At 51.9% G+C, this 22,260-nt stretch carries 26 protein-coding genes; 18 read left to right on the plus strand and 8 right to left on the minus strand.

The annotated features are described in order from the left end of the window. Positions 1-16: 16 nt before the first annotated feature. Together MV421_RS03300 and MV421_RS03305 are read right to left on the minus strand one after the other, a co-directional pair. The gene (locus MV421_RS03300; protein ID WP_297517828.1) at positions 17-2,071 is read right to left on the minus strand and encodes a S8 family serine peptidase; all 2,055 of its coding nucleotides are present in this window, start codon (positions 2,069-2,071) and stop codon (positions 17-19) included. Between the two features lie 315 nt (positions 2,072-2,386). Then, the gene (locus tag MV421_RS03305; RefSeq protein WP_297417287.1) at positions 2,387-2,590 is read right to left on the minus strand and encodes a 30S ribosomal protein S17e; all 204 of its coding nucleotides are present in this window, start codon (positions 2,588-2,590) and stop codon (positions 2,387-2,389) included. Between the two features lie 109 nt (positions 2,591-2,699). Between MV421_RS03305 and MV421_RS03310 the strand changes: the two genes are divergently transcribed. Genes MV421_RS03310 through MV421_RS03325 form a run of 4 tightly spaced genes read left to right on the plus strand, consistent with a single transcriptional unit; the run spans position 2,700 to position 5,524 of the window. Then, positions 2,700-3,119, plus strand: coding sequence for a DUF371 domain-containing protein (locus MV421_RS03310; protein WP_297417191.1), 420 nt, complete (start codon positions 2,700-2,702; stop codon positions 3,117-3,119). Positions 3,120-3,147: 28 nt separating this feature from the next. Beyond that, complete coding sequence (locus MV421_RS03315) at positions 3,148-4,464, plus strand: glycerate kinase (RefSeq protein ID WP_297417188.1); 1,317 nt, start codon at positions 3,148-3,150, stop codon at positions 4,462-4,464. Continuing rightward, the gene (locus MV421_RS03320) at positions 4,461-5,108 is read left to right on the plus strand and encodes a M48 family metallopeptidase (RefSeq protein WP_297417185.1); all 648 of its coding nucleotides are present in this window, start codon (positions 4,461-4,463) and stop codon (positions 5,106-5,108) included. The genes MV421_RS03315 and MV421_RS03320 overlap by 4 nt, the downstream gene beginning before the upstream one ends. Next, positions 5,105-5,524, plus strand: coding sequence for an NfeD family protein (locus tag MV421_RS03325; protein WP_297417182.1), 420 nt, complete (start codon positions 5,105-5,107; stop codon positions 5,522-5,524). The genes MV421_RS03320 and MV421_RS03325 overlap by 4 nt, the downstream gene beginning before the upstream one ends. Here MV421_RS03325 and MV421_RS03330 read toward each other — a convergent pair. Beyond that, on the minus strand, positions 5,457-5,894 hold the full coding sequence (locus MV421_RS03330; protein WP_297417179.1) for a hypothetical protein: 438 nt from the start codon (positions 5,892-5,894) through the stop codon (positions 5,457-5,459). The genes MV421_RS03325 and MV421_RS03330 overlap by 68 nt on opposite strands. Positions 5,895-5,959: 65 nt before the next feature. Between MV421_RS03330 and MV421_RS03335 the strand changes: the two genes are divergently transcribed. Then, entirely contained in the window at positions 5,960-6,388 is a 429-nt protein-coding gene (locus MV421_RS03335) for a CoA-binding protein (RefSeq protein ID WP_297417176.1), read from the plus strand. A 37-nt stretch (positions 6,389-6,425) separates the two neighbouring features. Here MV421_RS03335 and MV421_RS11025 read toward each other — a convergent pair whose 3' ends face one another. Further along, positions 6,426-6,542: a PIN domain-containing protein gene (locus tag MV421_RS11025; RefSeq protein WP_366938811.1), complete on the minus strand. Its 117-nt coding sequence runs from the start codon at positions 6,540-6,542 to the stop codon at positions 6,426-6,428. A gap of 89 nt (positions 6,543-6,631) precedes the next feature. Further along, positions 6,632-7,732 carry a TRM11 family methyltransferase gene (locus MV421_RS03340; protein WP_297517831.1) on the minus strand — a complete coding sequence of 367 codons (1,101 nt, stop codon included), beginning with the start codon at positions 7,730-7,732 and terminating at the stop codon, positions 6,632-6,634. 119 nt (positions 7,733-7,851) lie between these two features. On the opposite strand from MV421_RS03340, the gene MV421_RS03345 reads away from it, so the two are divergent. From MV421_RS03345 to MV421_RS03355, 3 genes are read left to right on the plus strand one after another with little or no spacing between them, the layout of a single operon-like run. Then, positions 7,852-9,132, plus strand: coding sequence for a prenyltransferase (locus MV421_RS03345; protein ID WP_297417170.1), 1,281 nt, complete (start codon positions 7,852-7,854; stop codon positions 9,130-9,132). After that, positions 9,111-9,419 carry a hypothetical protein gene (locus MV421_RS03350; RefSeq protein ID WP_297417167.1) on the plus strand — a complete coding sequence of 103 codons (309 nt, stop codon included), beginning with the start codon at positions 9,111-9,113 and terminating at the stop codon, positions 9,417-9,419. Before MV421_RS03345 ends, MV421_RS03350 begins: the two co-directional genes overlap by 22 nt. Next, entirely contained in the window at positions 9,409-9,831 is a 423-nt protein-coding gene (locus MV421_RS03355) for a secondary thiamine-phosphate synthase enzyme YjbQ (RefSeq protein ID WP_297417284.1), read from the plus strand. Before MV421_RS03350 ends, MV421_RS03355 begins: the two co-directional genes overlap by 11 nt. A gap of 1 nt (position 9,832) precedes the next feature. On the opposite strand, the gene MV421_RS03360 is transcribed toward MV421_RS03355, so the two are convergent. Then, a complete protein-coding gene (locus tag MV421_RS03360) occupies positions 9,833-10,390 on the minus strand; it encodes an Era-like GTP-binding protein (RefSeq protein ID WP_297417164.1) in 558 nt (185 codons plus the stop codon). Positions 10,391-10,439: 49 nt separating this feature from the next. Here MV421_RS03360 and MV421_RS03365 point away from each other — a divergent pair, with 49 nt between their 5' ends. From MV421_RS03365 to wtpC, 5 genes are all read left to right on the plus strand, one after another. Further along, on the plus strand, positions 10,440-10,754 hold the full coding sequence (locus MV421_RS03365) for a GTP-binding protein (RefSeq protein WP_297417281.1): 315 nt from the start codon (positions 10,440-10,442) through the stop codon (positions 10,752-10,754). Positions 10,755-10,756: 2 nt separating this feature from the next. Continuing rightward, the gene (locus MV421_RS03370) at positions 10,757-11,317 is read left to right on the plus strand and encodes an HD family hydrolase (protein WP_297417160.1); all 561 of its coding nucleotides are present in this window, start codon (positions 10,757-10,759) and stop codon (positions 11,315-11,317) included. A gap of 60 nt (positions 11,318-11,377) precedes the next feature. Continuing rightward, complete coding sequence (gene wtpA / locus MV421_RS03375) at positions 11,378-12,439, plus strand: tungstate ABC transporter substrate-binding protein WtpA (protein ID WP_297417157.1); 1,062 nt, start codon at positions 11,378-11,380, stop codon at positions 12,437-12,439. Positions 12,440-12,505: 66 nt separating this feature from the next. Continuing rightward, positions 12,506-13,258, plus strand: a complete 753-nt coding sequence (gene wtpB, locus MV421_RS03380) for a tungstate ABC transporter permease WtpB (RefSeq protein WP_297417278.1) — start codon at positions 12,506-12,508, stop codon at positions 13,256-13,258. After that, the gene (gene wtpC / locus MV421_RS03385) at positions 13,245-14,279 is read left to right on the plus strand and encodes a tungstate ABC transporter ATP-binding protein WtpC (RefSeq protein ID WP_297417154.1); all 1,035 of its coding nucleotides are present in this window, start codon (positions 13,245-13,247) and stop codon (positions 14,277-14,279) included. The genes wtpB and wtpC overlap by 14 nt, the downstream gene beginning before the upstream one ends. On the opposite strand, the gene tsaA is transcribed toward wtpC, so the two are convergent. Continuing rightward, the gene (tsaA, locus tag MV421_RS03390) at positions 14,251-14,916 is read right to left on the minus strand and encodes a tRNA (N6-threonylcarbamoyladenosine(37)-N6)-methyltransferase TrmO (RefSeq protein ID WP_297417150.1); all 666 of its coding nucleotides are present in this window, start codon (positions 14,914-14,916) and stop codon (positions 14,251-14,253) included. The two genes, wtpC and tsaA, sit on opposite strands and share 29 nt — an antisense overlap. Before the next feature lie 107 nt (positions 14,917-15,023). Between tsaA and MV421_RS03395 the strand changes: the two genes are divergently transcribed. Genes MV421_RS03395 through MV421_RS03415 form a run of 5 tightly spaced genes read left to right on the plus strand, consistent with a single transcriptional unit; the run spans position 15,024 to position 20,731 of the window. Further along, complete coding sequence (locus MV421_RS03395) at positions 15,024-15,998, plus strand: MoxR family ATPase (RefSeq protein ID WP_297417147.1); 975 nt, start codon at positions 15,024-15,026, stop codon at positions 15,996-15,998. Beyond that, positions 15,998-17,821, plus strand: a complete 1,824-nt coding sequence (locus MV421_RS03400; protein WP_297417144.1) for an Ig-like domain-containing protein — start codon at positions 15,998-16,000, stop codon at positions 17,819-17,821. Before MV421_RS03395 ends, MV421_RS03400 begins: the two co-directional genes overlap by 1 nt. After that, complete coding sequence (locus tag MV421_RS03405) at positions 17,818-18,618, plus strand: hypothetical protein (RefSeq protein ID WP_297417141.1); 801 nt, start codon at positions 17,818-17,820, stop codon at positions 18,616-18,618. Before MV421_RS03400 ends, MV421_RS03405 begins: the two co-directional genes overlap by 4 nt. 5 nt (positions 18,619-18,623) lie before the next feature. Further along, complete coding sequence (locus MV421_RS03410) at positions 18,624-19,850, plus strand: DUF58 domain-containing protein (RefSeq protein ID WP_297417138.1); 1,227 nt, start codon at positions 18,624-18,626, stop codon at positions 19,848-19,850. Next, positions 19,847-20,731: a hypothetical protein gene (locus tag MV421_RS03415; protein ID WP_297417135.1), complete on the plus strand. Its 885-nt coding sequence runs from the start codon at positions 19,847-19,849 to the stop codon at positions 20,729-20,731. Before MV421_RS03410 ends, MV421_RS03415 begins: the two co-directional genes overlap by 4 nt. Here the strand turns inward: MV421_RS03415 and MV421_RS03420 are convergent. After that, complete coding sequence (locus MV421_RS03420) at positions 20,682-21,947, minus strand: adenosylhomocysteinase (RefSeq protein WP_297417132.1); 1,266 nt, start codon at positions 21,945-21,947, stop codon at positions 20,682-20,684. The two genes, MV421_RS03415 and MV421_RS03420, sit on opposite strands and share 50 nt — an antisense overlap. Between the last annotated feature and the right edge of the window lie 313 nt (positions 21,948-22,260).

Here is a 22,260-nt window from a genome sequence, read left to right on the forward strand (position 1 = left end):
GAAAGGGGGTTAAAAATCATCCGTAGTAGACTTTAACATCGAGCTGGTAGTTGGCGGTCCAGTAGTAGGTGTCGTAGGCGTAGACCACGAAGTACCAGGTTCCTGGAGCCGGGTTATTGTATTCAACGTGTTGTATTGAACCCAAGTTCTCTGAGCTGTCAACGAGGTTCTGGTTCGGGTCGTAGAGGTAGAGGAAGAGATCATCGTAGCTGTTACCGGTGAGGTCTCCGGTTATCTTGGTGGCGCCGCTGTTCACGGTCATCTCGTGGACGTTGTAGTCCCCGAAAGTAACGGTTCCAGTGAAGGTTTTCTCGTCAACGGTAGGCTGGCTTCCGCTTCCGCTGCTACCACCGTTGCTTGGGCTGCTCCCGCCGTTGTTGCCACCGTTGCTGGGGTTACTACCACCGTTGCTCGGACTGCCAGTTCCCTGACTGACGGTGCCTCCCTCGTCGAGCACCTCGAGCTTGTAGTTGGCGCTGCCGGAGTAGCTGACGATGAGGAAGTACCAGGTTCCTGGGGTGGGGTTCCTGTAGGCGACCTTCTCAAAGCCGTAGTATGAGGTGTCGGAGTAGTCGACGAGCTGGCCGTTCGGGTCGTACATGTAGAGGTCGAGGTCTGTCTGCTGGTTGTCCCAGGTGAGGAGTGCCGCTATCCTCGTCGTTCCACTGCTGACGGTGACCTCCTTGGTGACGTTCTGCTTGTTGGCGAGATAACCGGTAAAGTCAACCTTTGAGTCCTGGTCGTAGTTGAGGGCTTCGTAGGCGTTTATCCTACCGGCGCCGTAGGCTACACCGGCTATGGCGCTCGAGTTCACAACATCGGCGGTTATCTCGAGGACATACTTTATCTTGTCAGGCGTCCAGTCCGGGTGGGCCTCCTTGAGGAGAGCCACTGTACCGCTGACGTGTGGGGTGGCCATCGAGGTTCCAGAGGCGGCAACGTAGTACTGACCGACAGTCTCGCTCGTGAGCTGGGTTCCGGCAGCCCTGTCGGAGATAATCCAGTTCCCCGGAGCGACTACCTCCGGCTTGAGCCTGCCGTCAGCGGTTGGGCCCCTGCTGGAAAAGTAGGTAATAACGTCGTTCTTGTCAACGGCTCCGACGGTTATAACATCGGGTGCCGCAGCCGGGGAGCCGATGGTGTAGGTGTTTGGCCCGCTGTTCCCAGCTGCGACACAGACTGTTATTCCATCTGCCCATGCCTTGTCAACCTCCTGACTGAGGGCGTCGGTTCCATCGGAGCTCTGTGAACTTCCGAGTGAAAGATTGATGACGCTTATGTTGTACTTGTCCTTGTTCTGGATAACCCAGTCGATACCGGCTATTATGGTTGAAACGGAACCGCTTCCATCCGCATTGAGAACTTTAACGCCGACGAGCTTGGCACCGGGGGCGACACCCCTGTATTTGCCGTTGCTCGCTGCACCCGTGCTGGCTATTATTCCAGCAACGTGGGTTCCGTGGCCGTTGTCATCGTACGGTGTGGTCCTGTTGTTGACGAAGTCCTTCCATCCTATAACCTTACCCTGAAGGTCGGGATGGGAGGCGTCGATTCCGGTGTCCACAACGGCCACGGTAACACCGCTCCCATCGTAGCCAACGTTCCAGACCTCTGGGGCGGATATCTGTGCGGTTGATTCATCAAGTCCCTCAAGGTCAACATCGGCCTGTATCTTGTAGTCCTCCTGGATGAACTGGATTCCCGACATCTGGGAGTTCCCAAAGAAGCCGGAGTCAATGAGACCGGCTATCATAAGGAGGTCGTGAACCTTGAGTGTAACCGCAACGGCTGGAATGGCCTTGTAGTCGTATTTAATCTTAGCTCCAAGAAGTTTGAGAACTCGTATCGCGTTCTTTTTGTCCGCCTGATTGTCGAACATTATCACGGTACTGACATCCTGGTTCCAGTTCATGTTCTGAACCTTCTGGAACAGGGCCGGGGTAAGCAGGCCATAGTTCTTCTGGGTCTGGACGTGCTTCACTGCTACTGGCTTGGCCGGAACTGCCGCAACCATACCTGCCATTATTCCAACTAGGAATAAGGCAACCACCACTGTCTTCCAATTCTTCATACTTAAACACCTCTTTACCTTTGGGCTTCTATCAACTCATCAGGGTCATAAACCCTTCATTGCAGTCTTGGTATGTTCATGCAAATATAAATCTTTCGAATCTTCAGCGTACGTTTGGAAGTATTATATTAGAATTGGTATTCCTATTTGGAGTATGTAAAACAAACACATATCTATTCGTTAAGCATTAAGAACCAACTTGAAACTTGGGGTTCCAACAAAGTACCATAGAATCATCAGAAAAAAGCATATAATGGTAATATGTTGGAAATCTTCCAAGAACGGAACGTTAGAACATCAAAAGGCGGAAGGGGCTCAGAGCATCTTGCCCTCTTCCTTCATCCTGACGAGTTTGGTCATGTAGCCCGCTATCCTGTTTCTGATGGTCTTGCTCTGGACGGTGGTGAGTTCCTCGACCTTCTTCTTGTTGTGCTCGAAGTCCCTTGTGAACTCGTTCGGGTAGCGGTCAAACAACTCGCGGGCAGCCCTCTTGATGAACGTCTGCTTGATGTTTCCCATCATCAATCCCCCCGTTATCTTGACCCTGACAACCATACCCCAGTCTCGAAAGCGGTTTTAAAGCTTTTCCCTCGCTCAGGCTTATAAACCCTCCTCCCGAGCAAAAACCATGCTGAGGGAAGTCATTCACTGCAGGGGCCACGAGAACGTTAAAGCCACCCATAAATCGACGCTGGAGTTTACGAAGGAGGACTACCTTACCCCAAGGGGAGACTGCATACTCTGCATCAAAGCTGATAAGGGGATAAACGACCTAAGCGGGGGATTCAAAGCTGCTCTCAGAGCTGGGAAAAGGCTCCTCATTCGCATAAGAGTTGGGGGCATTGTGGACGAGGTCCTCGCTGAGGGAAGTCCAGACCTGATTTTAGACCACGAGTACTCAATGGTGGTTAGAAGGAGCACTTATGTTGACGGGAGAACGCTCGCGGTGAGGGCTAACAAGGCCGCAAGGGACATAGACAGGCGCATCGTTGAACTCCTGAGACATCCGGAAGCGAAGGCAGAGGTGGAACTCCTAATCCTCGACTGATTTTTAAGACCTTATTCATATTTCCCCTATGTTGTCCCAAGCCAGAACAGATGCCCACTCCATACTCGACGCCGCGCTGAAGGCGGCTGATCCATATCTTGCAGTGAAAAGGGCAATGGGAGTTAGGGGCAACGCCCTAAGGGTTTTTGGGAGGGAGTTTCCTGTAACCGGAAGCATCTACCTCCTCGCCTTTGGCAAGGCCGCCTGCGCGATGGGCAAGGCCGTCGTTGATCTTCTCGGAAAGCGCATTAAAGAGGGCCTCATCGTCACGAAGTATGGCTACGCTTGGAACTGCCCCAGAATCCAGAGAATCAAAGTTATCGAGGCCGGCCATCCCATTCCGGACGAGAACTCCCTCCTCGGAGGAAAGTTAGGCGTTGAACTTGCCAAGAGGATTGGAGAAGAGGATATCCTCCTCGTCCTCATCTCCGGTGGTGGTTCCACGCTCTTCCTCCTCCCGGAGGAGGGGATAAGCCTTGAGGACAAAATCCGGACGAATGAGCTTTTGCTTAAGAGCGGCGCAAAGATATCCGAGATAAACACCGTGAGGAAGCACCTCTCCACAGTGAAAGGTGGAAAGCTCGCGAAGCGCGTTAAGGGGACGGTGATAAGTTTGATCCTCTCCGACGTCGTCGGAGACCCGCTTGAGACCATAGCCTCCGGTCCCACCGTGAGGGACCCCACGACGTTCCAAGATGCCTATGGGATTCTGAGCCTCTACGGCGTCTGGGAGAAGCTGCCCGAGAGCGTTAAGAAGCACATTGAGCGTGGTTTGAACGGAAAAGTCGAGGAAACCCTCAAGGAAAATCTTCCAAACGTTCATAACTTCATTGTGGGGAGTGGGACGAGAGCCTGCGAGGCAGCCCGGAGGAAGGCAGAAGAGCTGGGCTACAACGCCGGAATCCTGACGACGGCCCTCGAAGGGGAGGCGAGGGAGGTAGCGCTCGCGATAGGCTCGATAGTCCAGGAAGTGGCCAAATGCAACCGTCCACTTCCAAAGCCGGCCGTTCTCATAGCGGGAGGTGAGTGGACTGTAACGATTGGTGGAGAAGCCGGCCTCGGCGGTCCGAACCAGGAGTTTGCCATGAGCATTGCCCGGAAGATATCGGGTCTCAACGCTGTTGTCCTGGCCGTTGATACGGACGGCACAGACGGGCCGACCGGTGCAGCTGGTGGAATAGTTGATGGGAAGACCATTGAAAGACTGGAAAAGGCCGGAATCAATGTCGAGGACGTCCTTAGGAGGCACGACGCCTACAGGGCACTCAAAACTGTAAATGCACTCCTTAAAACCGGACCGACTGGAACGAACGTGAACTCGCTGGTGGTGGCGGTGGTGGTATGAAGGTGGAGATCAAAAGGAGGCCAGTTAAATACGCCCGCCTCGAGGTTAAGCCCGATGGAAGGGTGGTCATCACGGCCCCGGAGGGCTTTGAAGTGAAGGACTTCATCGAGAGGCACAGAAACTGGCTCGAGGCCAGGCTGGCCGAGATAGACGGTCTGCGGGAGACAGCCCGGTCAGGCTTTCCGATAAATGGTGAATTCTACACTGTGCTACATGGGGGGAAAACGAAGGTCCATGAACGGTTTAAGACGGTGGTTCTCTCAGGATACCGTGATGAGGCCCTCTCCGGGCTGAAGGCCTTCCTCAGGCCTAAGCTTCTCGCCCTTGTTGATGAGTGCTCGCGTAAGATGGAGGTTTCTCCGGGAAAGGTCTCCATCCGGCACCAGAGGACTCGCTGGGGGAGTTGCTCTCCTAAGGGCAACCTGAACTTCAACGTCCGCCTCGTTTCTGTTCCGGTGGAGCTTAGAGAGTACGTCGTCGTCCACGAGCTAGCTCACCTGAAGTACATGAACCATTCAAAGGCGTTCTGGAGGCTCGTTGGGCGCTTCTGCCTGGACTACAGGGGCGCAAGGGAAGAACTTAAGAGATGGTGGAATATCATAGGACTCAACCCCTACTGGCGATGGCTTGGTGGGAAGGAATGAGAAGCCTTCTCAAGTTCATGGCGCTGATGGCCGACGAGGTTGTAGTGGGTCTCTTCCTCATCTGGGTACTGCCGAGCTTTGGGGTTGAGCTTCCCCTCTGGGTGGTGGCGGTCGTCATAGCGGTTCTCCTGGCCAAGGATTTTCGTGTGGTGCCCTTCATCCTGCGCGGCGGCCTCAGCGCCAAGCCTCAGATCGGCTCTGAGAGCCTGATCGGGAGAACCGCGATGGTGGTTGAGGATTTAAACCCCAGAGGCCTTGTAAAAGTGGCTGATGAGCTCTGGAGTGCCAAGTGCGTAAACGGAACGGCCCGGAAGGGCGAGGTGGTTGTGATAGTCGGTGTGAGTGGCGCTAAGATCCTCGTGGAACGCCGAGCATCGCCAGAACCCGGGCAACTTCCTCTGGATGGTTCGTCGTGAAGGAAACAGTCCAGCCCTTCTTCCGCCGTATCGTGACACATGCCTTTGCTGGAAGGGTGAAGTGGATCGTCCCGTAACAGCTCATCCAGCCCTTCCGAACCTCAAAGCCCGCTATGTTCTCGGTAGAAACCGTCTTCCTGACTACGAGCCCGAAAAGGCCCCTTATTCTAACCTCACGCTCGTCTATCTCGATTTTGATGGCCGTGACATCCAGAAGGAGAACTGAAATTCCAAGTGTGGTCGTGAGCATTATCTCAAAGCCCTCTCCCGCATGATATGCACCGTAAAGACCCGCGAACATCGCAAGGACTGGAATCAGCACGATGATTTGAAACACCCTGCTCGTTAGTCTCTCTTCGTATAGCGCCATGTTCTCATCGAAGAAACTTCTCGGTTAGAGTTTTAAATGTTGCTTTCCAAATCCTCGGGATAGCCATGGTAATGAAGATGCCCGTTGACAGGTTAAGTGATGGGGAAGTTAGGAAAATACTGACGAAGTACAGGAGGATAGCCCTCGTAGGGGCCTCACCAAAGCCGGAGCGCGACGCCAACCAGGTGATGCGCTACCTGCTTGAGAAGGGCTACGAGGTCTACCCCGTGAACCCACGTTATTCCGAAGTCCTCGGAAAGAAGTGCTATCCAAGTGTTCTCGACATTCCTGATAATGTGGAGATAGTCGACCTCTTCGTTCGGCCGGAGTTCACGATGGACTATGTGGAGCAGGCCATAAAGAAAGGAGCAAAGGTTGTCTGGTTCCAGTTCGGGACTTACGACAGGGAAGCCTTCAGGAAGGCCAAGGAGGCCGGTCTAATGGCGGTGGCCCACAGGTGCATAAAGCAGGAGCACGAGAGGCTTATGGAGTGAGTTTCAGGAGTTCCAGAAGCTCTCTCGTGTTCAGCACCTAGATTTCTCGAATTTCTTTCAGCCTCCTATTGTTGCTCCACAGGGGAGCGTTTACCTTCAGGGCGAGGGCCACAAAGTCTGCGTCGTCTTTATCTGGGCTTACCCTAAGTGGCAGGGAATGAACTCGGAGTAAAAGTCCTCATTCACAAAGCTGACTTCTTCCCTGTCGTGAACGGCGAGGTTTTCAAGAGAAAAAGATAACAGTTAGCCCCTGTACTTCAGCACATGGATATCCCTAACCAGGCGGTGCCTCTCCTCGTAGTCTGTGTACCTCCCCAGAACTTCAAAGCCGAGCTTCCCGAGCCACTTTCGCTCTTTCCTGTAAACTCCACCGCCACTCAGCTTATACGCTGGGAAGACGAAAACAACCCTCCCGTTCCTCTTCAGCACGTTGGCAAAGCTCTCGAAGACAGGATAGTAGAAGCGGTCAAGCTCGTTGGCGAATTTAATTGCTTCGTCCCTGCTAGGGTTCCTCTTGAGGGGCTTTCCAAGGTATGACTCGGTTACTATCGCGTCGAAGCGCTGTCTAAAGCACCTCTTGAGCTTCCTCGCGTCGCAGACCTCCAGGTGGGCAGAATTTTTGAGGTGGAACTCCTCCCTGAGCCAGGCGAGGTTCTTCTTTGCCGCGTTTATCTGCCCTCCATCCCTGTCGCACCCGTATGCGTTTAAACCCTGAAGGACGAACTCCTGAACGACGGTTCCAATGCCGCAGAATGGGTCTAAAAAACTCCCCTTCCTAACTTCGGTAAGGTTAACCATTGTCCTCGCGAGCCTGGGTGGAATTGAAAGGATGGGCTTCTGAATGGGCCTCCCGACGTCGAGCTTCTTCAGCTCGAAGGGGTCGGTGACCTTAACCGTCTCGCCGACGAGAGCGCTTTCACCCTCTCTAAAAAGAAAAACGAAGTCTTTCACCTCTGGAAAGCCCTTCAGGAGCAGCTCCGCCGGCATCGCGTAGACTTTAGCCGGCTTGAAGAACTTTGTAGGACCCCCCTCCTTAAAGTGTCTCTTTATCTTGCTCCCGAGCTTCCTCCAGAGCCTCCAGTCGTTTCTTCCATAGAGGCTTAAAGTGAAGAACCGAGAGTACTCCAGATCCTTTACGGCTCCCTCACCCTCCCCTACTATTTTTATCAGCTTCAAAGAGCCACCGAGCCAGTGGAAGTATCTTTCAACCTTACGTGAGGAATTGAATAACAACCAGTAACGACTCGACCTGATTGGCTTAACGTTAAGACCGAATCTCCGACTGAAGGAATAAAATTCCGCCTCACTGAGGGCTGGATTTTTACCAAATAGCACCGCGTACATGGTTAAAACTTCAACGGGGCCATTTAAAAACGTTCCGAGGGATAACTTAATAAGTGAAAATGCATAATATTCCAACGAAGACCTTGACAATATCCTTAATCACCCGGGGGCGATATTGTATGTTAATCAACGAAATCCTCTCATCTGTTGAGGTAATTCCAGAGCCCTATGTAAAATCTGCAACATATGCTAAAATAGGCGAGAGGCTCGTTTCGGTCCACAACGAAGGTTTTAAAACGGCCTTCGTGAAGGCAATGGAAACCGTTAAGGACATAGACAATCCTATGACAGCATTCCGCGCACTCCTTTCGATTGGATATTCAATGGGCAAGGCTGGTCTGAAATCTTCGAAGAGGATCTACCATAGTGTTTTTGAGGATTCCCGGGTTCTCCCGGATGCACAGAGGGATATAGTCCTCCAGACTGCTAGCACCTATCTTATCGCCCTTGGGGACCTTGGCGAGGCCATCCGCTTTGCCGGCGACATCTCCAACCGTGAACTGCGCAACGAGACCCTATACAGTATAATTCGCGCCGGAAGCAGGGCCATGGGGAAAAGTCAGCTGGAGATTGCTTACCACATCAGAAAGATAAAGCTCGCCCTTGAGTACATCGATGGAGAACCTTACCGCTCCAAGTCCCTCCTTGAGGTCATCAAGGCCTACCTTGCTATGGGAAACTACGATGGGGCGGTTTCAATGCTTCGCGAGGTAGAGGTCAGGGAGTGGGCGAAGCGCGCTTTCAAGGAGGTTGTTTTCTTCATGAAGGAGAAAGGCGTCCTCGGCCACTACATCGATGCACTTGAGGGAACCGCAAAGGCCCTGATAGAACGCTTTGATGGGGCCTTTGTAGAGGAAATGGCTCTTGCCCTTGCCCTTTCCAGCCACGGAAGTGCAGCTCTCGACCTCATCCGCCGCATTGAGAGCGATGACCTTCTGGCAAAGATCGCCCTCGAACTCCTCGAGAGGGACGCGGGTGCACTCGTCTCTTACATTGATGCCCTCACCGACGAGGAGGCGGTTCCCGTTGGGAAGGCCGTTCTGAACAGAATTCTGGAGCTTAGAGATCTTGACCTTTGGGATGTCGTCGTGGCGGTTGGAAGGAGCACCGCAAATGAGGAGGTCTGGGCGAAGATAGCGCGCTTCTACGTCCTCAACAACAGGCTGGAGGATGCGATGAAAATCGGAATGATGATGAAGGACAAGCGCCTGCGCTCCATAGTCTTGGCGGACGTGGCCCACAACTTCGTTAAGTCTGGAGGGGTCGAGAGGGCCATTGATGCTGCGCTTGAAGTCAGGGACATAAAGTTCGCTTCGTTCCTTGTGTCTGAGATACTCCTGGCCGCGCTGGACACTGAACTTAATGGGAGGGTTGTGCCGTGGAACGACTCAAGATGCTGATGGGAAGAAGGAATGGCATGCATCGCCTCGACTTTTTAAGGGATATGGTGGTAGTTCTCCTAACCGACCGGGGGATCTATTCCGACGAGACTCTGTTCAGAGACGCCGTTGAGGAGATATACAGAACCTTGAGGGAGGTCGTTCTTGAGGAGGGGAACCGGGACGCCGTTGAAGCCTACGAGCTTGCGGTTCTCCTACGTGCGGTGGTTTTCCAACGGGTTCTGGATGTGGAAAGCGCTTTAAAGGCCATCGAGAAATCCCTCTCAGGTGAGGGGAATGCTCTTTGAGCTTGAGGTTCCAACTTCTGAAAAGTTTCAGATAGTTGATATAACTGATGACGTTCAGAGGCTTGTCTACCGCTCCAAGGTGAAGCACGGCATAGTCATCGTCTTCACCCGGCATACCACAACCGGCCTCTTTATAAACGAGGCTGAAAATGGACTCCTTGAAGACATAAAGGCCAAGATGAAGGAACTTGTGCCCAAAGGCGCCGGCTATTCTCACGACCGTATTGACGGCAACGCACATTCCCACATCAGGGCAAGCCTGTTTCTAAACCCTGAGGTGGTCATCCCCATCGACGAGGCTGAGCTTCAGCTCGGCACCTGGCAGAGGATTCTCTTCGTTGAACTCGACGGTCCGAGACACAGGAAGGTTCAGGTAATGGTTTGTCCCTGCCCAGAGTTCCTAGAGGAATAAACTAAACGTACTGAGCGTAATGCGCTATCCTCTCGAGGAGTTCGTTGAAGCCCTTGTAGGTAACGAGCGAGAGGGGGACGGTCTCCTGTTCAAGCCTCTTCTTTATGATTTCCCTAAGTTCTTCAACGCGCTCCCTCGGAACGAGGTCTATCTTGTTGATTACCACTATTATCGGCTTCTCGTAGCGCATCTTAAGGACGTGGTGGAGCCTCTCCATCCCCCTGTGTAGGCCAACCGTTGCATCGACCATGTGAATGATAATGTTCGCTGAGACTATCTCGTCAATTATCCCCCTAAAACGCTCCTCGCTGAGCACCTTTCCCCTTGTTTCCCCCTGGGGGTCAAAGAGGCCGGCCGTGTCGATGAGCACGAACTCATCGGCCCCCCCGAGTGGATTCTTCATGCCCTTCGGTATCTTGAGCTTGCCAAAGCGCCGCCTTATCACCCCTTTGGTCGTCCCAGGTAGGTTCTCGACCTCGCTCACCCTCCCCCCTATGAGGGCGTTCATGAGTGTTGATTTACCTACGTTCTCCGCCCCAATAATCGCAACCTTTATCATACCCTCACCCCAAGTGGTGATGAGCCAAAGAGATATAAAGGTGATGAACATGCCCAGGCGGGTTAAATTCGGTCACCATTACTACTATATCGTCACAGTCGATGACCTTCATTCGGGCGGCTTCAGGGGAAAGAACGTTGTCATTGAAGGCACGGTAGAGGACAAACCCTTAGTCGAGTTCCTGCCTATGGAACTGCCCGGTTACAGGACTACCTTTCGAGTTTCTGGCATAAGGGTCGAATTCTCCGGAAGCCCGTGCATCAGCTTGGGGGATAGAGTCAGGGTCTACGGCCGCTTCCTTGGTGACTGCATAATCTCTAGTGCCGTTGAGACAGAGAGAGCGCTCTTCACAACGGAGGAGTGAAAATGTCCCTCATTGAGCTTTTTCTCGAGGCCGGCAACCTCAAGAGACTCCCGAGAACTGGCTGGCTTCTCCGTGGGATCAAGAACCCAGAGAGTATAGCGGATCACAGCTTCAGAACAGCCCTAATAACACTCTTCCTCGCGGATGAGCTGAAATCCAAAGGCGTTGAGGTCAATATTGAAAAGGCTATTAAGATGACCCTTCTACACGATTTGGCCGAGGCTAGAATAACCGACGTGCCGCTCACTGCCCAGGAATACCTCAACAAAGCGACCGGCGAGAGGGAAGCACTCCAAGAGATGCTCTCCCCGGTCGGTCGTCGGGACCTATTGGATCTCTTTGATGAGTACGAAAACGAGACCACCCTCGAGGGCAAGCTCGTAAAGTTCGCGGACAGGTTGGAGATGCTGGTTCAGACCCTTGAGTATGAGCGAACTGGATTCCAAAACCTCGACGAGTTCTGGGGGGCCGTTGAGAAGCTCAGGGAGAGCGAGCTTTACGACGAGCTAGGTTATTTGGTGGAGGAACTCCTCAAATTGAGAAAACACGAGAGTTTACGTTAATGCCTTTGTTTGCTCAAAATGTTTAAATACATTTTCTGTCATCCTACTTAGGTGGGTTCCATGAGAAAGCTAAGTGTAAGTTTACTCCTAATCTCGGTTCTTCTGATGTCTGTGGCAGCTGCTGGATGCATCGGTAGTTCTTCCAGCGGAGTCACAAAGGCGGCCCAGAGCAAAACCCCCAAGGAAGAGACCTTGATAATCTTCCATGCTGGTTCGCTGAGCGTCCCGCTCCAGCAACTTGAGACGGAATTCGCCAAATACGCCGAGAAGAATCTCGGAGTTAAGGTAACGTTTCAGGATGAGGCGAGTGGAAGCGTCATGGCAGCTAGGAAGGTTACAGATCTCCACAAACCGGCGGACATAGTGGCAACGGCCGATTACACCCTGATCCCGCAGATGTTGGTCCCCAATTACACCGACTTTTACGTCCTCTTTGCCACCAACCAGATCGTCATAGCCTTCACCAACAAGAGCAGGTACGCGAACGAGATTAACTCAACGAACTGGTATGAAATCCTCGCCAAGCCGGGCGTTCGCTTCGGGTTCAGCAACCCCAACGACGACCCCTGTGGCTATCGCTCGGTTATGGTCATGAAGCTGGCCGACCTTTATTACGGCAAACCGATATTCGAGACTCTCGTTGAGAAGAACACCAACATCTACGCCAACGGAACTCACGTCTATGCCCCCAAGGAGATCCAGCTCAAGACCGGTAAGATAGTCATAAGGCCGAAGGAGACCGACCTCGTTGGCCTCGTTGAGAGCGGTGCGATCGACTACTTCTTCATATACAAGAGCGTCGCCGAGCAGCACCACCTCCGTTACATAACGCTCCCTGCCCAGATTGACCTCGCCGACTTCAAGCTCGCTGACCACTACTCCCAGGTTGAGATCACCCTCGGCTCAACCGGGAAGACAATCAAGGCGAAGCCCATAGTCTACGGCGTAACGGTTCTCAAGAACGCCCCACACAGGGAGCTGGCCCTTGAGTTCCTGAAGTTCTGGCTCGGCAAGGAGGGACAGAAAGTTTTCGATCAAAACTACCAGGACTTCCTCAACCCACCGATAGCCTTCGGAAGCGTTCCACAGATAATCCAAAACGAGGTCAAGGTCGAGAAGTGACCGCTTTCCCTCTTTTTGTTAAATAAACCGATAGGAGGCGAAATGACCCTTATCGAGTGGGGAACCATGAGGCGCGACTACACCCTGTACTTCTTTGCCGCACTCGGTAGCTTCCTCATCGTCTACATACTCCTCCCCCTGGCTACGATATACGCGAGACAGGCCGGTGATTTTGACACCTTCGTTAAAACCCTCCACGACCCAATAGTGATTTCGGCGGTTAAACGCTCCCTTCTCACGGCAACGGCAACGGCTTTGATAGCGATCACCCTGGGGGTCCCCCTCGGCTATATCCTGGCCAGAAAAGACTTCCATGGAAAGAGCCTCGTCCAGGCCATCATAGACGTTCCCATAGTCATCCCCCACTCGGTCGTTGGAATAATGCTCCTCGTGACCTACTCCACCTACATCCTCGACAACTATCGGGGGATAATTGCGGCTATGCTATTTGTTTCTGCATCCTTCACCGTAAACTCCGCGAGGGACGGCTTTTTAGCTGTGGATGAGAAGCTTGAGGCCGTTGCGAGAACTCTCGGTGCCTCCCGCCTCAGGGCCTTTTTCTCGATATCCCTCCCAATGGCCTTTCCCAACATAGCTAGTGGGGCGATAATGACCTGGGCGAGGGCCATAAGCGAGGTCGGTTCAATCCTGATAGTTGCATATTACCCGATGACGGCACAGGTTCTGATCCTCGAGTACTTCAACAACTACGGCTTGAGAGCTTCAAGGCCGATAGCGGTTCTCATGGTCACGATAAGCCTTGGAATCTTTGTAGTTCTCAGATGGCTGATAGGGAGGAGTGCCAATGCTCCGCGCTGAGGAAATCTCCAAGGATTGGAGGGAGTTCCACCTCAGGGGTATAACCTTTGAGGTTGAAAGTGGTGAGTACTTCATAATCCTCGGTCCGAGCGGTGCCGGAAAGACCGTTCTCCTTGAAATCATCGCCGGAATCATAGAGCCTGACGGGGGCAGAGTCTACCTTAACGGAAGGGATGTTACGGATTTACCGCCCGAGAAGAGAGGCCTGGCCTACGTTCCCCAGAACTACGCCCTCTTCCCAAACATGAGCGTTTACGACAACATAGCCTTTGGACTGAAGGTCAGAGGGGTTCCAAAGGGTGAGGTTGAGAGAAAAGTGAAAGATATATCCGAAGTCATTGGCATCTCCCACCTGCTCTCCAGAAAGCCGAGAACCCTGAGCGGTGGGGAGCAACAGAGGGTAGCCCTCGCGAGGGCGCTCGTAGTTGAACCTCCCCTGATACTCTTGGATGAACCCTTTGCGAACCTCGACGTCCAGACCCGCTCGAAGCTTTTGAGTGAGATGAAGCTCTGGAGGGAAGAGCTCGGGTTCACTACCCTTCACGTCACCCACTCCTTCGAGGAAGCGGTCAGCCTCGGCGACCGCGTCGGTGTTATGCTCGGCGGAAGGCTCATCCAGGTCGGTTCCGTTAGAGAAGTCTTCTCAAGGCCGGCAAACGAAGAGGTTGCCCGCTTCCTGGGATTCGAAAACGTAATTGAGGGAATCGCCAAAGGGAGAAAGCTACAGGTCAACGGCATTGAGATAGAGCTTCCGATAGAGGCCAGTGGAAGGGTCCGCGTCGGTATAAGACCCGAGGATATAATCCTCTCGACGGAAGAGGTAAGGACCTCGGCCAGGAACACCTTTGAGGCGACCGTTGAGGGCATAGAAGAACTCGGACCCCTCGTGAGGGTCAGGCTTAACGCCTCCGGAACGGCACTTTCGGCATTCGTAACCCGTTCCTCGATGCTTGAAATGAATTTGACGCCCGGAAAAAGGGTCTGGATGAACTTCAAGGCGAGCGCCCTTCACGTCTTCTGAGCTTATCTTTTATCTCGACAGGCAGGCTTTCGTACACCCCCTCCAGCGTTTCAATCAGCTCGACCAGTTCTTCAGCTGTCAGCGTCGTTGCCTTCGGCCCTATCTCGAGGATTACTGCATCGTACTCCCCCGGCGAAACCTCCTCAAGCTCGTCTAAGTGCTCGTTCTCCCTCGGGATAATGTTAACCTCGTCGATCATCCTACCCCCTCTAATGTCGGCTTCCCTCCCCTCTATGGGCATCTCCTTGGGGCAGTCGTACCTCTCAACGAAAATTTTTATATCGACAACCGGAGTGCCGTCCATTGCATCTATCCAATCTATGTAGAGGCGGTTTCCTTCAATGCGATGGATTCTGACGGTGTAGAGCGCTACCGGGTTCGGCCTGTAGGGTGAGCGCGTTGCGAAGACCCCAGTCAAGGGGTTCTTGGGATTGCCGTAGGGGTGAACTTTTAGAACTCTTCTCCCTGCAGGTGTATCGCTCCTGTGGAACCAGAGGACGAGCTTTATCCAGTCTCCCTCATGCAGGCCTTCAATCGCTTCCCGAAACTTGTGAAGGATTTCAATGTAAGTTTCCTGAAGTTCCTCGTTCTTCCTTACATATCTGATAGGGAGAATTTTAAAGGGTTCAAATTTCATCGTATCACTGAACCATCTTTTCTCCGGAACTTTTAAAGGAACCGCAAGATTTAAAACTCTATCTTATTATTAGCGACGGAAATCCAATAGTAATAGCGGTGGTTATAATGGACGTTGAGGAGCTGAAAGAGCTGTCGTCTTCGATCGTTGAATCAGTTTCAAGCGTTTACATTGGAAACGATAACGTTATTATGAAAACACTTACCGCGGCTCTTGTCAACGGCAACGTTCTCTTTGAAGATCACCCTGGTCTTGGTAAAACGCTTCTCGCAAAGGCGTTTTCAAGAGTTCTTGGTCTGGATTATAGGAGAGTTCAGTTTACTCCAGATTTACTCCCTGCAGACATACTGGGAACCAAGGTGTGGCGTCAGAACCTCGGAGCTTTCGAGCTTGTTAAGGGGCCTATTTTCACCAACGTCCTCCTTGCCGATGAAATAAATCGTGCTCCCCCGAAAACGCAGAGCGCCCTCCTCGAGGCAATGGAAGAGAAACAGGTCACGATTGAGGGTGAAACTCTGAAACTGGAGAAGCCGTTCTTTGTAATAGCAACGCAGAATCCAATCGAGTATGAGGGAACTTATCCCCTTCCCGAGGCTCAGCTTGACAGGTTTCTCCTCCGTCTCAGTGTAGGCTATCCCGAAACCCTCGAAGACGAGATTGCAATCCTCGAGGCGAGGATTAAGTGGAAGAAAGATGACCCGACGGCTGACTTGAGGCCCGTTATTGACAGAGGGACCTTTTTGAGGATGCAGGAAATTGTTGAGAACTCGGTGTACGTTAGCAGACCTGTTGTGAAATACATTGCAGAGCTCGTGAGAAACGCGAGGATGGACGATAGAGTCGAGGCAGGGCCGAGTCCTAGGGGTGCCCTTGCTCTGTTGAAGGCATCAAAGGCAAACGCCGCTTTGGAAGGGAGAGATTTCGTGATTCCCGACGATGTGAAGCGGTTTGCGGTTGATGCTCTTGCCCACAGAATCGTAATAAAAGCCGAGTACTCCTTTGAGGGGATTAGTGGGAGAAACGTGGTCAAAAGGGCACTACATAATACTCCCGTACCCAAGGAAAACGAGAGTGAAGAGTGATGGATAAGGTTAGGGCTTCCCTCCTCGTGTTTCTGCTATCTGCCTTGATGGTGCTGTCACTCAGCTACATCCTCATTCCCCAAGGTGGTTTAGCGAAGGGCATATCAAAGTTCCACGAGAGACACTCTGGGGAGAACTCCTCGAGTAAAAAACTGGTATCTGGCGAAGGCAACGTTCCGCCAAGGTTGAACTTTACCTTCAAGCCAACAAATAAAACAGCACCCTGCCCTGTATCGCTTTATCCGAGCAACCCAATGCTTGTCTGTGTTGATACACCCGCCAAGAACGTTCCAATATCAATCAACGAAACATGGGACCTTCTTGTGAAACAACCGGGTGTTTACTACGTTCCCCTTGAGACTTATGGACTCATTAAAGGCGTGGACAAACTTGAATATCTGAGAATTGATAGACCCCTTCAGAAGACTCCCGTCGGGGGAACGTTTTCCGTTAGGATTACTTCCACGATTATTGGCTCCCTAATTTTTAATAAATCGAAGTATCTTGAGGTCGTTGATTCGTCATCTCTTCCCGGGGAGTTTATGTATACCATTCATGTTGCCAACGATACCCCACCAGGATATTACCCCCTCTTCTTTGAGCTGAACGTCAGCGGGTACATTGAAAACGCCCTTCTGGCCTGGGTTCAGGTTCTCCCCCGGGCGGTTGTCAGGATTACTTCTCTTCCCTCCACGCTCAGGGGCAATGACGAGCTCACTATGCATGTTTCGGGAACTGTGGCCTACCCCAATGGAAGCCCAATTAGAAGGGGAACGGTGGCGATAACAATAAACCGGACCAAGGCTGAAAAGGGCATCGTCGTTGGTATGGGAAACGTTGTAAACGGAACCTTCAACGTGACGTGCAGTATACCCTCCAGTGTCTCTGCCGGCGGTTACTCCGTTGTTGCTCACTATACAGGTCCTGACGCCTATCCAGGAAACAGCGACCCCCGGGTAGTCATACAGCGCTATCCGGAAATTGACGTCAACGTTACAACTGGCAACGAAACCATGGTTACCGGTCTTCTGCACTACGGGAACATTCCTCTGAACGGAACCGTTATCTTGGTTGTCAGGACAGATAATGGAACGGTGAGAATTCCCGTGAAGGTCAACAATGGGGTTTTTAATGTAACTCTCAGCTTGACTGTGAAGTCAGTCAAAATTCTTTACCCTGGCAACGGTTTGTACCTTTCGGTGGAAAAAACCGTTTACAAAAAACCCTTTTTGGAGTTCCGCTGGATTGAAATCCATGTCCCGAATAAAGCCACCATTTACTCTTCGATTTTGGCCCTGACTGCCCTTGGGATTGTGGGTATTCTCATGGGGAGAAGGGTTCGGATTGTAGCTGTTGGGGAGGAAACCCCAGAACAGAAAGCTCCTGAACCGCCGAAGGTCTCAGAGCTTCCCATAAAAAGAAGGGTTTTTGTTGAAAGGGAGGTTATTGAACTTCCCGACCTTGGCTGTAAGCTAAAGCTCGATGGCAGGCCGGTCGAGGAGAGAAGGGCAGAGCTAAGAAGGACTGGGCTTCATATTCTGGAGGCATGTGATATGATATCGGAGCTTTGGGTCCTACATCCCAAAGAGGCCGTTGTAACGCTCTATAAACTCCACTTCTTGCCGTTCGCGATGAAATACGTTCCTGTGGAAAATAAGACCCCCTTTGAGATTGCACTGGCCCTCTCTGAGAAGGGCTTTCCCGGAGACGTCTTTCAGATAGCCAGAATTTTCACAACGGCACTTTACTCGCCAAAAGACGTTAACAGGGAGAATTTCTTCAGAATGGTTGATTCTCTCCAGAGGATGGGGGTGTTCCAATGAACTTGGGGAATTTACTGAAGACGTACCTCGAGGGTATAGCCCTCTGGGGGCTCCTGGGAATACTGCTCCGGGGATCTCTTGGAGACATTACGATAATCCTCGTTTTCCTCCTCGCCCTTGCAAATTTGGCGACCGTCTATGGAGAGCCTAGGGGTTATTTGGTGAGAACGCTCGCGTTTCTTTCATCCTCGGTGGTGCTTCTCTTGTCCCTTGGAGGATGGGTTAAAGGGATTCTAGCCGTTCTTTTCCTTTTCGTCGGTTTGGCGTACTTGGTCTCATACCCTCTTTACAGGAGAGGCAACGATTTTCTTCCCCGAAACATGCTGGGCGTGGCTCTCGCAGGTGGTGTCGTTGGATTCGCGACATTTTACGGGCCCTCTTCACTGAAGGCCATTTATTTCCTGGACTTTCTCATTGTAGTGGCCCTTACTTGGATAGCGTTTGTTATCGGGAAGTACGTTTCACTGAGGTTCGGCTCGGGTAACGTGGTGGCGGTTGATACCCCCCCTACAGAAGTCGGCAAAGCTGATTCCTGGCTAAGGGAGGCGGAGAACGCCGTTCGTCAGTTTGTGGAGTACACCAATAAAACTCCCCTCGTTGTCGTTGTTTCCAGGGTTGCTCCCCGAAATGTCAAAAACGGAGATGTCGAGAGGGCTCTGGAGCCAATTATAGGATATCAGCCTGACCTGGGAGGTCCTCTAACACCGGTCTGGCTCAGGCTTCTTTACATGGAGCGGGAAAGGAGAAAACGAAAACAGCTAGTTAACGAGCTTTTCAAAAAAATAAAGGCTTGGTGATTATTATGAACTGGCTTCGCTGGTTTGTTCTCTTTACATTCCTTCCGTTGGTTCTCTCGGTGCTGACGGGAGCGATTAGCATCTCCTATCTTGCCCTTCTTCCAGCATCTGTGCTGGCATTTTCCCTTCTGTTTGAGACTCCTTCGGGTTTCTCCGTTGAGAGAACCGTTGAGAAGACCGGTCTAAAGATAGGTGAAGAGACAGAAGTTAAGGTCAAGCTGAATGTTGAGCGCGGAACGGGTATTGTTCTGGTGGGAGACGTCGTTTCCCCGGCACTTGAAATCGTTGATGGAACCAACAGGCACGTCTTCTTCAAATTGCCTGAGAAGAAACTTGATGTCGAGTATTCCTACAGAGTAAGGGCCATTAAGCGCGGAAGTCATACAATCTCCCCCGTGGAGGTTGAGGGAAGGCACTTTTTTGAGCTTGAGGAGCCAGGATATGCGCTCTTTTCGGAAGAAGTCAGAATCACGGCCAGTTCAAAAATCATGAACATAAAGAGATCCACACCCAGAAGATTGGGGAGACAGGGCTTTCCGCAGGTTACAAGGGCCAGAATGGGTGTTTCCTCAACAGATTTCAGGGAGATACGGGAATACCGACCTGGGGACCCGATGAGAACAATAAACTGGAAGGCCACTGCCAGGCTGGGAGTTCCACTTGTAAACGAATACGAGAGGGAGGGATCCCTTATTTTCATATTTTACGTTGATGCCTCTGATTCAATGGCAGTTGGTGGCTTTAAGGAGAGTGCCCTTGAGGTCGCGGTAAGTTTTATGTTGCCACTGGTTTCGTATCTTCTCAACAGAGGTTACCGTGTCGGCCTTTACGCTCTTGGGCACGGTACCTTGATTTCTCCCGTTTCGGGTTCAGATTCCCTCTCGACGTTTACGAGATTTTTGCTCTCCCTGGGGATGACCTCAACCGAGGAATCCCTTTCTCTTGCAGTTGAAAGGACGAAAAGACTCCTCAAAGGGCAGGTTGTTCCAGTTGTTGTCACGAACCTCACGGATTCAAATCTCACTTCAATCAAAGAGGGTCTTAAGAAGCTTCTGACTAAAACAGGGAACGCTCCCGTGCTCGTTGATGTTGACGTTTACGAGGATTTAAGTGCAGGTAAACTTGTTTCTCTCAGGAAGAAGTCTCTAAGGGAGGAGCTTGCTTTCCCCTCGGTTACTGTCACAAAGGACGTCAGAAAGGGCGTTCTCAAACTTCTGGAGGTGATCTTGTGAGGAATTACGAAAAGTTTTCCATTGGAATTTTAGCCCTTGCCTCAATCTCTCCGGGTTTTTCGCTGGCATATCACTTTAACGGTATTTCCTCCGCCATCGCGGGAAGATCTGGGCTGTATATGCCCCCGGAGGCCATATCTTTCCTGACCCTGTTCGTATTTTCGGTTTATCTTCATAGGGTCAGGGGTATTGGCCTTACCTATGTTGTCATTGCACTGACCGTTTTATATATTTTACCGTACTTGGGAGGCGTCCCTGTTGAGAAAGTTCCCTTTGTTACTCTCACGGCAATGCCGCTGGGTGTTTCCATTGTCTTCGTCCCCTATGCCCATTCTCTCCACTCTAGGATGAAAAGCCTTGGGCTAGGGTATCCTAAGGATGAGCTTGAAAATCTGATAACAATAGAACTGAAGACAATTCTCTTATCCATGCTCCCCGGAGCGATGTTACTGGTTTACCTCCTCTACTCAACATCTCTGGGAAGAAACCCGATTGGACTTTTCCCGACCTACCTCACCGTTCTCTTTGCCCTTCTAATCGGAGTCATCATATCAACAATCGAAAGGAAAGAAGAGAGCGCCTCGAAAACGGTTCTCGTATTCAGAACTTACATGACAGCAGGTGATTCTTTTAGGGTCAAAGAGGGCTCGATATGGGAGAACGGTTTTGAACTCCTTTTGGAAGGGGGCAGTCCCGTAAAAAGAATTGTTCTCCTGAGTTTTCCCTCCGAAAACGTGCCCGAATACGTGGTCATCTGCTCCCCATGGGACAGTAAGTTCCTCACAAAGAAAAAGGAAAGCGTTGAAAGCGGTGTTAGATACATCGTTTTCTCTACGTCCCGTGCTCCCAGCTCTCCAGATAGTTTTTCTGCTCTTCCGTGAGTTCGTCTATCTCCACACCCATCGACACGAGCTTTATACGAGCGACCATCTCATCAATCTCCCTTGGGAGCACGTAGACCTTCGGCTTGAGCTTATTATGGTTGTCCTTGATGTATTCCGCCGCCTTAGCCTGGAGTGCGAAGCTCATGTCCATTATCTCCGCTGGGTGGCCGTCGGCCGCTGCCAAATTGACCAGCCTTCCGTCAGCGAGCAGGTAGAGCCTCCTGCCATCCGCGAGCTTGTACTCCCGTATGTTGGGCCTGACCTCGTTTATCTCAACGGCCAAGGCCTCAAGATCTGGCTTGCTTATCTCAACGTCGAAGTGGCCGGCATTGGCCATTATGACCCCATCCTTCATGACTTCAAAGTGTTCCCTGCGGATGCAGTTGATGTCGCCCGTTGAAGTGACGAAGATGTCCCCTATTTTGGCCGCTTCTCCCATGTTCGTGACAAGGAAGCCGTCCATCCGTGCCTCCAAAGCCCTTATCGGGTCGACCTCGACGACTATCACCGTGGCACCGAGGCCCTTCGCGCGCATCGCTATTCCCCTGCCGCACCAGCCGTAGCCGACGACAACGACGTTTTTTCCGGCAACGAGAAGGTTCGTCGTCCTTATTATGCCATCCCACGTTGACTGGCCCGTTCCGTAGCGGTTGTCGAAGAGGTATTTCGTGTAGGAGTCATTGACCGCTATGATGGGAAACTTCAGAACGCCATCCTTCTCCATCGCCCTCAAGCGTATCACGCCGGTCGTCGTCTCCTCGCTCGCGCCCCAGATTCCATCTATCAGCTCTTTCCGCTCCCTCATCACCGTGCTTATCATATCCGCGCCGTCGTCTATGATTATGTTCGGTCCTATGTCGAGCGCCTTGTGCATGTTCTCGTAGTACTCCTCCCTGCTCTCTCCCCTTACCGCGTAGACCTTAACACCCGATTTGGCCAGTGCTGCGACCACATCATCCTGCGTTGAGAGCGGATTGCTCGCCGCCGCAGAAACTTCGGCGCCGGCGGCTTTGAGCGTTAGAAGGAGGAAGGCCGTCTTCATCTCTAAGTGGAGTGTTGTGGCTATTTTCACACCCTTAAACGGCTTCTTCCCCTCGAAGTCCTTTCTTATGCTCTGGAGAACCGGCATGAAGCGGGAGACCCAGTCTATCTTCCTCTCCCCGCTCGGCGCGAGGTCCAAATCCCTAACGCAGTAGTCCTTCGTGCAGTCCATACCATCACCATAAGAACTTCGGCTGAACTCTTAAAAGCCCTCCGAAAGGTCTCTAAATTGGGGGGGCCTACTACTGCTATTGTAGATGCCCATGCGGGAGAGGGCAACCTTTAAACATTACCACTCCACATTGAGGGGAGGTACTCTAACAACCCCTCAGCTTGCTGGAAGCACTGAAATAGACCTTCTCCTATTGGACACTGCTGGGAATCAAGGGATATCAAGCTGACAATAGAAAAAGTGATCCAGCGCTTTCTAAACAGAGGTACCCCCTCCGCCTTCTTGGGGAAAACGGCAAGGTTTATATTAATTA

This window comes from Thermococcus sp. (genome assembly GCF_027023865.1).
Classification (GTDB): Archaea; Methanobacteriota_B; Thermococci; order Thermococcales; family Thermococcaceae; genus Thermococcus.

What these genes read in the sequence shown, in the direction of transcription:
- MV421_RS03300 (WP_297517828.1), bottom strand. Translation starts at nt 2,071, where the DNA reads ATGAAGAATTGGAAGACAGTGGTGGTTGCCTTATTCCTAGTTGGAATA.
- MV421_RS03305 (WP_297417287.1), bottom strand. Translation starts at nt 2,590, where the DNA reads ATGGGAAACATCAAGCAGACGTTCATCAAGAGGGCTGCCCGCGAGTTG.
- MV421_RS03310 (WP_297417191.1), top strand. Translation starts at nt 2,700, where the DNA reads ATGCTGAGGGAAGTCATTCACTGCAGGGGCCACGAGAACGTTAAAGCC.
- MV421_RS03315 (WP_297417188.1), top strand. Translation starts at nt 3,148, where the DNA reads ATGTTGTCCCAAGCCAGAACAGATGCCCACTCCATACTCGACGCCGCG.
- MV421_RS03320 (WP_297417185.1), top strand. Translation starts at nt 4,461, where the DNA reads ATGAAGGTGGAGATCAAAAGGAGGCCAGTTAAATACGCCCGCCTCGAG.
- MV421_RS03325 (WP_297417182.1), top strand. Translation starts at nt 5,105, where the DNA reads ATGAGAAGCCTTCTCAAGTTCATGGCGCTGATGGCCGACGAGGTTGTA.
- MV421_RS03330 (WP_297417179.1), bottom strand. Translation starts at nt 5,894, where the DNA reads ATGGCGCTATACGAAGAGAGACTAACGAGCAGGGTGTTTCAAATCATC.
- MV421_RS03335 (WP_297417176.1), top strand. Translation starts at nt 5,960, where the DNA reads ATGGTAATGAAGATGCCCGTTGACAGGTTAAGTGATGGGGAAGTTAGG.
- MV421_RS03340 (WP_297517831.1), bottom strand. Translation starts at nt 7,732, where the DNA reads ATGTACGCGGTGCTATTTGGTAAAAATCCAGCCCTCAGTGAGGCGGAA.
- MV421_RS03345 (WP_297417170.1), top strand. Translation starts at nt 7,852, where the DNA reads ATGTTAATCAACGAAATCCTCTCATCTGTTGAGGTAATTCCAGAGCCC.
- MV421_RS03355 (WP_297417284.1), top strand. Translation starts at nt 9,409, where the DNA reads ATGCTCTTTGAGCTTGAGGTTCCAACTTCTGAAAAGTTTCAGATAGTT.
- MV421_RS03360 (WP_297417164.1), bottom strand. Translation starts at nt 10,390, where the DNA reads ATGATAAAGGTTGCGATTATTGGGGCGGAGAACGTAGGTAAATCAACA.
- MV421_RS03365 (WP_297417281.1), top strand. Translation starts at nt 10,440, where the DNA reads ATGCCCAGGCGGGTTAAATTCGGTCACCATTACTACTATATCGTCACA.
- MV421_RS03370 (WP_297417160.1), top strand. Translation starts at nt 10,757, where the DNA reads ATGTCCCTCATTGAGCTTTTTCTCGAGGCCGGCAACCTCAAGAGACTC.
- wtpA (WP_297417157.1), top strand. Translation starts at nt 11,378, where the DNA reads ATGAGAAAGCTAAGTGTAAGTTTACTCCTAATCTCGGTTCTTCTGATG.
- wtpB (WP_297417278.1), top strand. Translation starts at nt 12,506, where the DNA reads ATGAGGCGCGACTACACCCTGTACTTCTTTGCCGCACTCGGTAGCTTC.
- wtpC (WP_297417154.1), top strand. Translation starts at nt 13,245, where the DNA reads ATGCTCCGCGCTGAGGAAATCTCCAAGGATTGGAGGGAGTTCCACCTC.
- tsaA (WP_297417150.1), bottom strand. Translation starts at nt 14,916, where the DNA reads ATGAAATTTGAACCCTTTAAAATTCTCCCTATCAGATATGTAAGGAAG.
- MV421_RS03395 (WP_297417147.1), top strand. Translation starts at nt 15,024, where the DNA reads ATGGACGTTGAGGAGCTGAAAGAGCTGTCGTCTTCGATCGTTGAATCA.
- MV421_RS03400 (WP_297417144.1), top strand. Translation starts at nt 15,998, where the DNA reads ATGGATAAGGTTAGGGCTTCCCTCCTCGTGTTTCTGCTATCTGCCTTG.
- MV421_RS03405 (WP_297417141.1), top strand. Translation starts at nt 17,818, where the DNA reads ATGAACTTGGGGAATTTACTGAAGACGTACCTCGAGGGTATAGCCCTC.
- MV421_RS03410 (WP_297417138.1), top strand. Translation starts at nt 18,624, where the DNA reads ATGAACTGGCTTCGCTGGTTTGTTCTCTTTACATTCCTTCCGTTGGTT.
- MV421_RS03420 (WP_297417132.1), bottom strand. Translation starts at nt 21,947, where the DNA reads ATGGACTGCACGAAGGACTACTGCGTTAGGGATTTGGACCTCGCGCCG.